The sequence below is a fragment of the Nesterenkonia sp. HG001 genome (genome assembly GCF_034438835.1).
Classification (GTDB): Bacteria; Actinomycetota; Actinomycetes; order Actinomycetales; family Micrococcaceae; genus Nesterenkonia; species Nesterenkonia xinjiangensis.
In genome coordinates, this window is sequence record NZ_JAOSZD010000005.1 from 91,961 (window position 1) to 102,444 (window position 10,484).

Consider the following 10,484-nt stretch of genomic DNA (forward strand, 5'->3'; position numbering starts at 1 on the left):
GGGACAGGGCGAGGATCAGGTAAGACGCCGGCATCTGCGGCACCTCCGCTCCAACCTCAGAAGCGGTCGGTCTCATGAGCCCACATGGCGAGCTCGACCCGATTGCGCGCGCCGAGCTTGCGCATCAGGCTGGTCAGATGGGTCTTGACGGTGCTGGGACTGATGTAAAGCTCAGCGGCGATCTCGCTGTTGGTTCGCCCGTGAGCCACCGCGAGGAGCACCTGCTCCTCACGGGCGGTGAGCGGCTCGACCGGCTGCGCGGATGGACCGCTCGGCGAGTTGGCGAACGCCGCAAGCAGGCGGACCGTGACGCTCGGAGCGATCAGTGCGTCACCATCGGCAGCCGCGTGGATCGCTTGTGCCAGGAGCGCGGGTCCGGCGTCCTTGAGCAGGAAGCCCCGAGCACCGGCCTTCAACGCCCCGTGGACGTACTCATCGAGATCGAAGGTCGTGATCACCACGATCGGCAGGGGGTCGGCGACGTCAGGGCCGGCGAGCTGGCGGGTGGCCTCGATGCCGTCCATCAACGGCATGCGGATGTCGAACAGGCACACGTCAGGGCGCAGCTGTCGCGCCAGACTCACCGCTTGGCGCCCATCGGTGGCGGCGCCCACCACTTCGATGCCGGGTTGGGCGTTCAGGAGCATCGTCAGGCCGGTGCGCACGATGTCCTGGTCATCGGCGATGAGCACCTTGATGCTCATGAGGTGGCCCCGACGCGGGGCAGCATCGCCTCGACCTGCCAGCCGCCGCCGGCGGTCGGACCGGCGTGAAATGTGCCGCCCAGGAGGGTCGCACGCTCCCGCATGCTGACGAGTCCGTACCCCGCGCGGGCGCCCCCGGCCGGAGTGGGGCCCCCGTCGTCACGGACAGTCAGACGCACCCGGTCGACGTCACCCACGACATCGATGTGCACGCGGGTGACGTTGCGGGCGTGGCGCATCGTGTTGGTGAGGGCTTCCTGCGCGATCCGGTAGAGCGCGACGCTGACCTCCGCAGGGAGGTCGTGCAGGTCCGACAGGTCCACCTCGATGCGTGGCGTGCCGGCGGCGCGGGCGAACCGCTCAATGTCAGCAAGGCCGGGTTGAGGGGCGAGATCCGGCTCGGCCCCGACACGCAGGACACCGACGATGGTGCGCATCTCCGCCAGCACCCTCGTCGCTGCCTGCTCGATGGTTTCGAGCACGGCCAGCGCACGATCGGGGTCAGAGGCTGCCAAGGCCCGCCCCGCCTGGGCCTGGATGACGATGCCCGACATGTAGTGACCGATGGTGTCGTGCAGGTCGCGAGCAAGCTCGTGACGCTGCCGGAGCTCGGCCTGCTCGATTTCACGCATGCGAGTGGTCGCGTGGAAGCGGATGGCGGCCCCGAGCGCAGCTGAGAACAGGAAGAACCCGTACCCGGCCACCACCTCTGGAACCGTGGTCGGAACTGCGACAAGGGTCACACTCACCCACACCAGGATGGTCCCGAGCCCGATGACGGCCTCGCGGCCCGACCCCCACCGCAGCAACGCGTAGGGCAGCACGAGCGCGAGCGCGATGCTCGCCAGTCCGGTCGCATCGCTCGCGACGATCCGTGCCACATCGAAGACGATCAGCGTGCCGAAAGCGACCGCGACCGCTCCCAGCGGCTGGGTCCGCCGCCACAGCACCGCAACGGCGACCACGCCGCTGACGACCAGGGCAGCCAGGAGCCAGGTTCGGTCCGGCCGTAGCACGGCCTCGATCAGCGACGCCGCGACGGCCACCCCAAGCAGTGCCCAATCCCGCCACACCCGCCGTGGCGGGTTCGCCGGTCGAGGCTCAGCCCACCACGAGCGCAACGCCTTCGTCACCATCTGTCCAGTGTAGGGACAGCGCGGCAGCGGCGGATCAGCCGAATGGACGAGAGAGAGACTGTGCCATCGGCCAGGTGAACTCCGGCCTCAGGGCCGATGTGCCCGCCGTCGTGGTCAGCGATCGTGGAACTACCGATCCTCACCACGACAACGGAGCTCATCATGAGAACCCATCAACCCACCGCCACCGCGCTGGAAGACCTGCGGTTGCCGGTGAAAGTCAAGCTTGCAGCAGCGTGGACGAGTTTCATGTTCTTCTATATCTACGTCGACTACCTCCACCTGTACAAGCCCGGCATCATCGACGACATCCTGGCCGGCGTCGTCTTCGAATTCGACACCAGCCAGACATTCGTCGTCAGTGCGCTCGTACTCGTGGGGATCCCGATCCTCATGATCCTGCTCTCCATGGCGCTGCCCGCCCGTGCCAGCCGCACGATCAACCTCGTCGTGGCATCGCTCTACATCCCCGTCTCGGCGTTCAACCTGGTCGGCGGGTCCTGGCTGTACTTCTTGGGCCTCGGCGTCGTGCTCGAACTGATCATCCTCGCCTACATCCTCCGCTCGGCCTGGACCTGGCCCCGCACCGCACCGTCGGCGACCACGGTGACCACCCAGGACCGTGGAGCCCCTCGTGCCCAGCAGCAGGCGTGATCGCGCGCCTTGAAGCCTGGGGCGGCTACGCGTTCCAGGGCGACCTGGAAGTTCGCATTGAAGGCGTCCAGCTGGGGCGGGGCCAAGGCAGGATCGCTGACCAGTTCGCCACCATCATCGACGACGAGTGGCACGGTGCGGCACCTGCTCGCATCCGGGAGCAGCAAGAGCATGACCTGGTGGACTGGGTCCGATCTGCGGCGGCAAGCGGTGTCGCCGGCTTCATCACCAGCTCCGCGGGTGCGACTCACCCTGCCCTGGCCGGCCAGAAGGTCCTGTCCGGACCTACGGCCCAGGAGACCTTCTACCGTGTGGCCGGTGTCCTGCGCGACTCACGTGGTCTGTCCAAGATCGCCGCCATCACCGGATCCTCCGGCAAGACCACCACCAAGCGGATGCTCGCACACGCGTTGCGCGCGGCCGCTCCCAGGGCTCGGGTCAGGTCCAGCCCGAAGTCCTTCAACGTCTCGACAGACGCGGCCAAGTATCTGAGCAGGTCGCCCCAGGTGCGCCACTCCGTCGTCGAGATCGCCGGCGGAGCCTTTGCAGAGTATCTCGCGAACGACTTCACCGTCTCCGCAGACGTCTCCATCGTCACGTCCATCGCCGAGGCCCATCTCGATCAGCATGGCGACCTCGAAGCTGTGGCGACCCGGAAGGCGCACATCTTCGACCGGCCTCCCACGGCCGGCACTGCGGTCATCAATCTCGACGCCCCACGCGCGGAGATCCTGGTGGAGCGTGCTGCAGATCAGGGATGCCAGCTCGTGACCTATGGTGAATCGCCTCATGCGGCGCTCCGCCTCCTCGAGTACAGGTCTGAGACCGGTGAGGTCACAGCCAGAGTCGCCGGAGAGAGCATCGCCTACACGGTCGGGGCGCGCGGGAAGCATATGGCGCTGAACAGCCTGGCGGTCATCGCCACCCTGCGGAGCTACCGACTCCCCGGCTGGCGGCGCGGCATCGACTCGCTGGCCACCTTCGCCACCCTGGACGGTCGAGGCGCTTCCCATGCACTGGGCCTGCCAGACGGCGGAGCGGTGACGGTGGTCGATGAGGCCTACAACGCGAACCCCGGATCGATGAAGGTCACCTTGCAGGCGGCAGCCGAGGTCCCTGACCTCGGTGCTGGTCGCGTGATCCTGGTTCTCGGTGACATGCTCGAGCTCGGCACCGCGTCTGCTGAACTCCATGCCTCACTGGCCTCGGCCGTCGCAGAGTCCCGTGCCCAGGTCACACACCTGTACGGCACAGACATGCGGCACCTGCATGCGGCACTTGCCACAAGGGGGCTCGTCAGCACCCACTGGAGCGATCTCGACGAGCTGGCACGCACCGTACTGTCTGACCTCAGAGCCGGCGACACTGTCATCGTGAAGTCCTCCCATGGAACCGCCCTCCATGAGCTCGTGAGATCGCTCAGGTCGTCATTGGCCCCGGACCCGGAGACCACGCCACCCGTACCGCCGCGCTGAGGATGGCCCTTGATGCCTGGACGACGCTGGCTCCAAGGGAAGCCAACTCCCCGCGACGACCCTTTTACATCGTTGTACATCTTCCTCCTCGAGCGCGTCCGATCTGCAAGACTGAGCGATGATCGGGGCAGGGCGCCACCGGCGTCGAGGAGTCCGGCACCGCCGTGGCCGAAGCCCTGCCGGACGCGACACCAGCGAACAGCGACAGGCGGAGGACGACGTGGACCAGCACCCGGGGAACACTGAACACCAGGAATCGTCAGCCGCGACCAGCGGGCGGCCACAGCGAACCCGGACGACCCCCGGGCCCGCAGAGCACAACTGGGCAGGCAACCTGACCTATCGGGCACACGAGGTGCTCCACCCGCGCTCCGTCGACGAGCTGAGGGCGGCCATGACGCGCCCTGGGCCGAAGCGTCTCCTCGGCTCCCGGCACAGCTTCAACACCATCGCCGACACCGACGGCACATTGATCTGCCTCGATCTGATGCCCCCGGTTCTGGAGGTCCATCAGGACTCCGTCACAGTCGCCGGAGGGATGCGCTACGGCGACCTCGCCCCGAACCTCCACCAGCAGGGTCTGGCTCTGGGCAACCTTGCGTCCCTGCCGCACATCTCGGTGGCCGGCGCAGTGTCCACCGGCACCCACGGCTCCGGCGACCAGATCGGCACACTGGCCTCTGCGGTGCGCACCCTGACGATCATGGCCCCCGACGGGACCATCCACACCCTGCGCCGCGGCGAGCCGAATTTCGACGGGGCCGTGGTCAGCCTGGGAGCACTCGGCGCGATACTCACCCTGGAGCTCGATGTGGAGCCCACCTACGAGATCGCCCAGACCGTCTTGGAGCAGCCACGCTGGGAGGCCGTCCTGGAGAACTTCGACGACGTCACCCGCCTCGGTCGCAGCGTGAGCATCTTCACCACCTGGAGCCGCACCGACGTCGCCGACCAGATCTGGGTCAAGTCTGCTGTGCCCGCGCAGGTCACCCAGGCTGAGTCGGATGACCTGGTGGAGCTCCTGGGCGCCCGGCGTGCGACGGAGAAACGACACCCGCTCCCAGGAGTCTCTGCAGAGTCCTGCTCCGAGCAGGGCGGGATCCCCGGCCCCTGGTACGACCGCCTCCCCCACTTCCAGCTGGGCTTCACCCCGTCCGCCGGCGCCGAGCTGCAGACCGAGTACCTGGTGCCCCGCAGAGATGCCGCTGCCGCCCTGGAGGCGGTCCGCGGACTCGCCACGGAGATCCGTCCCCTGCTGCAGGCCAACGAGCTGCGCACGATGAGCGGAGACAGGCTCTGGCTCAGCCCCGCTCACGAGGAGGACACCGTGGGCTTCCACTTCACCTGGCGCCCGGAGCAGGCCGCCGTCACGGCGCTCCTGCCCCGACTCGAGGAGGCACTTCCGGCCTCGGCCCGACCCCACTGGGGCAAGCTGTTCACCTTCCCTGCGGAGGAGGTCCGGTCTCGGTTCCCGCGCTGGGACGACTTCGCCGGTCTGCGTGACCGCTTCGATCCGGAGGGCGCACTGCGCAACGACTTCCTGGCCTCGCTGGGCCTCTGACCTGGAACGTCACGGTGGATCGTGCAGCGGGTCACGGGGCGCGACCTCACTCACACGTTTTTCACAGGAACTTAGATCACGAGACGGTAACGAGGGTGGATCGGCATGATTCCGGGGTTATGGCCCCCGACGCGCCGGATCGGCCAGGTTGACGCAATCGTTCTGAGACCTTTTACTAGGTGGCGGACATCTTCCGTGATGTTGGCGTGATCTGGTTCGCACCGGATCGACGACGCCGGCGTTGCGGAAGTACAGGGGCCGACAGACTCCCCGTCACCGTCCATTGTGTCGGCCCTGGTGAACGTGACCACGATTCGACGTGAATGAAGCTGGACGGTGACATGAGGAAGGCCCGGGAGGGTCCGAGTGTCGGGGACTTCGGAGCTACTGCCTAATGCAGACCAACAAGACTTTCAAGAAGATCGTCGGCGGCAGCCTGGCGGCTGCCACCCTCGCCGGCGCCGGCGTCGCTGCTGCGGCCCCGGCCGCCAACGCCTCCGGTGTCTGGGACCAGCTGGCCCAGTGCGAGTCGGGCGGCGACTGGTCCATCAACACCGGCAACGGTTACTACGGCGGCCTGCAGTTCAACCTGCAGTCCTGGCAGGCCGTGGGCGGCTCCGGCTACCCGCACGAGGCCTCCAAGCAGGAGCAGATCCACCGCGCCGAGAAGCTGCAGGCCATCCAGGGCTGGGGCGCATGGCCCGCATGCACCGCCAGCCTGGGCATCTCGGGCAGCCCGGGCAGCTCCACTCCGGCCGACGACTCCGCTCCGGCTGAGGAGACTCAGCAGGAGGAGGCTCCGGCCGAGGAGACTCAGCAGGAGGAGGCCCCGGTCCAGGAAGAGGCTCCCGTGCAGGAGGAGGCTCCGGCCGAGGAGACTCAGCAGGAGGAGGCCCCGGTGCAGGAGGAGGCTCCGGTCCAGGAGGAGGCTCCGGTCCAGGAGGAGGCTCCCGTGCAGGAGGAGGCTCCGGCTCCGTCTTCGCCGTCGGCTGAGCCGAACGCTGAGGTCGAGGTCTCGGACGAGACCTACACGATCACCGCCGGCGACTCGCTGACCAAGATCTCCGACGCTCTCGGTGTCGAGGACTGGCGCGACCTGTGGGGCGCCAACGCTGACCTGATCGACGACCCGAACCTGATCTTCGTCGGCCAGGAGCTCAAGCTCCCGGTCCTCTGATCGAGAGACTGAACACCCAGGACAGCGGCGCCGGTCCCTGACCCGCCACTGCCGCACCCGAAGGCGGCCTCTGCAGACATCCTCTGCCGGGGCCGCCTTCGGCGTGTCTGGGGCAGGTGAGACTCACGGCGCAACTGCTCCGAGCGACTCGACCTCGATCTCGTCCTCCCCCAGGCGCAGCACGATCCCGCCATGAAGGTCAGTGCGGTAGACGCTCGTCCCCGCCTCACCCAGAGCCTGGCGGATGGAGGGGGCCGGATGCCCGTAGGAGTTGTCCTCCCCGACACCGATGAGAGCGATCTCCGGGGTGGTGCTCTCCAGCGTCTCGGTGCCGCCGTTCGCGGCACCATGATGGGCGACCTTCAGGATGTCCACATGTTCAGGCAGGGCGCCGGTCCGGATCGCCAGCCGGGCCGCGTCCTCCTCGAGGTCACCGGTGGCGAGCAGTCGCCACGGATCATCGCGACCGCCCCGGGACTGCGACTCGGCCTCACCGTCCTCCAGCTCGAAGAGCACGACGAGCGAGTTGTCGTTGGGCTCCGGATAGTGCTGGTGGGCAAGCCACACCTGCCAGCGGGCCCTGGCCTCGGACAGTCCAGCCCCCATCGTCTCTTCTCCTGCCATACTGGACGGCTCCCCCGCCGACCTCCCAGACTCTGAGGTCTCGCCGGGACCCACCCGACGCACCCGCACGTCATCGAGCGCGGTCTCGAGCTCCGGCTCGGCCCGGGGCGTCCAGTCCGCGCTGCCGCCGTACAGCACCTCGTGCACAGCACGACCCTCTATCACGCCCGGGACGCCGCCGTAGTGATCGCGGTGCTCATGGGTGATGAAGAGCGTGTCCACGGTCTCCACCTGCAGGCGGCTCAGGCAGTCATCCGCCAGGTGGGGCTCCTCCCCCGCATCGACGACCACGGCGCTTCGCGCGCCGCTGCGCACGACCAGCATGTCGCCCTGCCCCACATCGCACATCACCACGCTCCAGCCCTCAGGGGCGCCTGTGGCCCCGGGGAGCCTCCCCGGGAGCACCAGGGCCGTCAGTGCCCCCGCCACGGCCGCACAGGACCACACAGGAGCTCCGGAGCGCAGCAGCCCGAGGACAGTTCGGCGAGGAGGCCCTGACCGTGGCCCTGCATGGCGCCGTCCCTCCGTCTGAGCCGGCTCACTCGATGGGAGTCCAGTCACCAGGCGTCGGGCCAGCAGCACCACAGCGATGACATAGGCCACCACCAGCGCGACGCCTGTCAGCCCGTCGGGCCAGGGCGCCACCGCCTGGGGTAGGGCGGACGCCCGGCGTCCGATCCATCCGATGGCAGCCGCCGGAAACCCGCAGAGCCAGAGCAGTCCTCCTGCCAAGTCCGGCACGACCGGAGACAGCAGCGCGCCGAACAACCCCGGCACCGTCACGAACGGCAGCAGCGGCGAAGCCAGAATGTTGGCCGGCACGGCATAGGTGGTGAGGCCGCCGCTCAGGGGCAGCAGCACGGGAGTGACGAAGAGCTGAGCGGACAAGGCCAGCGCCGCAGGACCGGCGAGGATCCCCGGCAGCACGCGCTTGAGCACGTCCTGGATGCGCGCCCCGGTGAGGATGATTCCTGCCGTCGCCGCAGCTGAGAGCTGCATCGCAGGCTCCACAGCGTAGTGAGGATCCCAGATCAACATGCCGAGCACACACACGCACAGCAGGGAGAACGATGCCCGGCGACGCCCGGAGAACAGGGCCAGGGCTCCCAGGGCGCCCATCACCGCCGCCCGGATGACGCTCGGGGCGGGATCCACCAGGCCCACGTAGAGCACCAGCCCGAGCAGCGCCAGGAGCAGACCCAGGAGCCGGGGCGTCCTCAGCAGGCGCAGCAGACCCAGGAACGCTCCCATGACCAGCGCGCAGTGGGTTCCGCTCACCACCGTCAGGTGCGTCATGCCAGCTGCTCGCATCGATTCGGTCAGGTCGTGACCTTGGCCGCTCCTGTCTCCGAGGATGAGCCCAGGGAGCAGCTCGGGCGCGTCTCCGGCCGCCGGTCCTGAGGCCTCGATGGTGCCGTCGCGCACCGACCTGCGGATCTCGCTCCACCATTCGACGGCTCTGGAGACGGCCCGCTCCTCGTCCTCGAGATTTCCGGAGGAGGGTGTCAGGGCATCGACGCCGAAAGGAATGAGCAGGGCAGTGGCCCTATCCCCTGGTTCAGTGCCGATCGGCCGCACCAGACCGTGGAGCCGTTCGCCCACCTGCAGCTCCGTCGCCGCGTCCGCGTCGAGCAGAAGCACGGCGTCAGTCTGGACATGTCGCCAGACATGTGACGCTGATGAGCCATTGGCATCTTCTCCTTGTGCCATGTGGTCTTCGGGCGGGGCAGAGCGATGCTCGAAGGCGCTGACCCTGGCCCGGACCACGGCGCGGCCAGCACCGTCGGGGCCAGGACGGGCCGCCTCGCGGGGTGCTCCGACCACGCGCAGCTCGACCCGGATCGGGACCTCAGCCTCGACCGCCTCCTCCCACCCAGTGACCTCCACCCGCTGGTGCGTCTGGTGCGCGCTCAGGGCCACGGAGCCCCCGGCCACGCAGCAGACCGCCACCTGCACCGCGGCGAGGACCGCCCACCGATCCGGAGACATCATCCGATGAAGGAGGACCAGGACACCGAGCAGCAGAGCCCCCACCCCGCCGAGGAGCACACCCAGCCCGAGAGCCGTCGCCACAGAGGTCTGGATGGTGATCCATGCGGCGCCCCAGGCCACGAGGGCGGCGGGGAGCAGCCGCAGATCGACTGGCCGTGCCGGGTGACCAGCCTCCCTGCCGCGGAGGCCGTCTCCGTCTGGATCAGGGACTGGACGGGCCGGTGCGCCGCGGCGGAGCTCACCCTCGGTGACGTGTCCGGGTGGCAGATGCCTCACCATGTCACCTGGTCAGCGATGTCCTCAAGGATCGCCGGGCCTATCCCCCGCACCCCGGCCAGCTCCTCGAGCGAACCGAAGGGGCCCTGATCGCTGCGATGGTCGACGATCCGCTCGGCCAGGGCGGGTCCGATGCCGGGCAGCTGCTCCAGCTGCCCAGCATCGGCCTCGTTGAGGTTGACCGGAGTTTCCTCTGCGCCGTCCCAGGGAAACCCATCCGATGGATCCTGGCCCGCAGGGTCCTGGCCCGCACCGTCCTGGGGCCAAATGGGTGGCGGCCCACCGGCGTCGACCTCCTCCCGGGTGGGCACGTGGATCAGGGAACCGTCCACGGCCTCGGCGGCCAGATTGAGCGCCTCCAGTGCGGCGCCGTCGACAGCACCACCCGCCGCCTCCAGCGCGTCATGGATCCGGGAACCGGAGGGCAGTTCGACCACCCCGGGTTCTTTCACCGCCCCGGCCACATGGACCACGAGCACCGGAGCCTCTTCCTCCCCGGGGCCCCCAGTGGAGTCCCCTTCCCCGTCCGCCGCCTCGTCCGGCGTCTCCGCCGGCGCTGTTCCGTCCGGCGGAGTCTCCCGGGGCCGCGAACCGCCGTCGTCGGAGCCGCTCAGCTCCGGGGGTTCGGGCAGCGGCTCGGAGGAGGACGGAGAGCTTGTCCCCCATGAGACCAGCAGCCAGGCCAGGAGGGCGGCCACGAGCGCCGCCGCGGCAGTGATGCGCAGACGGGTGCGCACGGGTCGCTGATGAGCGGCCTCCCGCTCCCGGCGAAGCCTCTCTCGACGGGAGAGCACCGGTTCCTCGTCCCAGAGCCCTGGATCCTCCATGCGACCACGGTAGGAGCCCCGTGGCACCGCCCGCAGAGGCTCAGCAGGCCCTGTGGAG

8 protein-coding genes are annotated in these 10,484 nt (G+C 68.7%); 4 read left to right on the plus strand and 4 right to left on the minus strand.

The features are described from left to right. Positions 1 to 56: 56 nt before the first annotated feature. Together ODE13_RS10035 and ODE13_RS10040 are read right to left on the minus strand one after the other, a co-directional pair. Positions 57 to 704, minus strand: a complete 648-nt coding sequence (locus ODE13_RS10035) for a response regulator transcription factor (protein ID WP_322479156.1) — start codon at positions 702 to 704, stop codon at positions 57 to 59. Continuing rightward, the gene (locus ODE13_RS10040) at positions 701 to 1,840 is read right to left on the minus strand and encodes a sensor histidine kinase (protein ID WP_322479157.1); all 1,140 of its coding nucleotides are present in this window, start codon (positions 1,838 to 1,840) and stop codon (positions 701 to 703) included. The genes ODE13_RS10035 and ODE13_RS10040 overlap by 4 nt, the downstream gene beginning before the upstream one ends. A 162-nt stretch (positions 1,841 to 2,002) precedes the next feature. Between ODE13_RS10040 and ODE13_RS10045 the strand changes: the two genes are divergently transcribed. The 4 genes from ODE13_RS10045 to rpf all read left to right on the plus strand — a co-directional run bounded on the left by ODE13_RS10045 (position 2,003) and on the right by rpf (position 6,707). Beyond that, positions 2,003 to 2,494 (plus strand): DUF6326 family protein, encoded by a 492-nt coding sequence (locus tag ODE13_RS10045; protein WP_322479158.1) that lies wholly within the window; start codon positions 2,003 to 2,005, stop codon positions 2,492 to 2,494. Then, on the plus strand, positions 2,491 to 3,969 hold the full coding sequence (locus ODE13_RS10050; RefSeq protein WP_322479159.1) for a Mur ligase family protein: 1,479 nt from the start codon (positions 2,491 to 2,493) through the stop codon (positions 3,967 to 3,969). The genes ODE13_RS10045 and ODE13_RS10050 overlap by 4 nt, the downstream gene beginning before the upstream one ends. 334 nt (positions 3,970 to 4,303) lie before the next feature. Continuing rightward, positions 4,304 to 5,530 (plus strand): FAD-binding protein, encoded by a 1,227-nt coding sequence (locus ODE13_RS10055; RefSeq protein ID WP_416210666.1) that lies wholly within the window; start codon positions 4,304 to 4,306, stop codon positions 5,528 to 5,530. A gap of 394 nt (positions 5,531 to 5,924) precedes the next feature. Beyond that, entirely contained in the window at positions 5,925 to 6,707 is a 783-nt protein-coding gene (gene rpf, locus ODE13_RS10060) for a resuscitation-promoting factor Rpf (RefSeq protein WP_322479160.1), read from the plus strand. 123 nt (positions 6,708 to 6,830) lie between these two features. On the opposite strand, the gene ODE13_RS10065 is transcribed toward rpf, so the two are convergent. Beyond that, entirely contained in the window at positions 6,831 to 9,602 is a 2,772-nt protein-coding gene (locus tag ODE13_RS10065; protein ID WP_322479161.1) for a ComEC/Rec2 family competence protein, read from the minus strand. Further along, on the minus strand, positions 9,596 to 10,426 hold the full coding sequence (locus tag ODE13_RS10070; protein WP_322479162.1) for a ComEA family DNA-binding protein: 831 nt from the start codon (positions 10,424 to 10,426) through the stop codon (positions 9,596 to 9,598). Before ODE13_RS10070 ends, ODE13_RS10065 begins: the two co-directional genes overlap by 7 nt. Positions 10,427 to 10,484: the final 58 nt, after the last annotated feature.

What these genes read in the sequence shown, in the direction of transcription:
- ODE13_RS10035 (WP_322479156.1), bottom strand. Translation starts at nt 704, where the DNA reads ATGAGCATCAAGGTGCTCATCGCCGATGACCAGGACATCGTGCGCACC.
- rpf (WP_322479160.1), top strand. Translation starts at nt 5,925, where the DNA reads ATGCAGACCAACAAGACTTTCAAGAAGATCGTCGGCGGCAGCCTGGCG.
- ODE13_RS10040 (WP_322479157.1), bottom strand. Translation starts at nt 1,840, where the DNA reads ATGGTGACGAAGGCGTTGCGCTCGTGGTGGGCTGAGCCTCGACCGGCG.
- ODE13_RS10045 (WP_322479158.1), top strand. Translation starts at nt 2,003, where the DNA reads ATGAGAACCCATCAACCCACCGCCACCGCGCTGGAAGACCTGCGGTTG.
- ODE13_RS10065 (WP_322479161.1), bottom strand. Translation starts at nt 9,602, where the DNA reads ATGGTGAGGCATCTGCCACCCGGACACGTCACCGAGGGTGAGCTCCGC.
- ODE13_RS10070 (WP_322479162.1), bottom strand. Translation starts at nt 10,426, where the DNA reads ATGGAGGATCCAGGGCTCTGGGACGAGGAACCGGTGCTCTCCCGTCGA.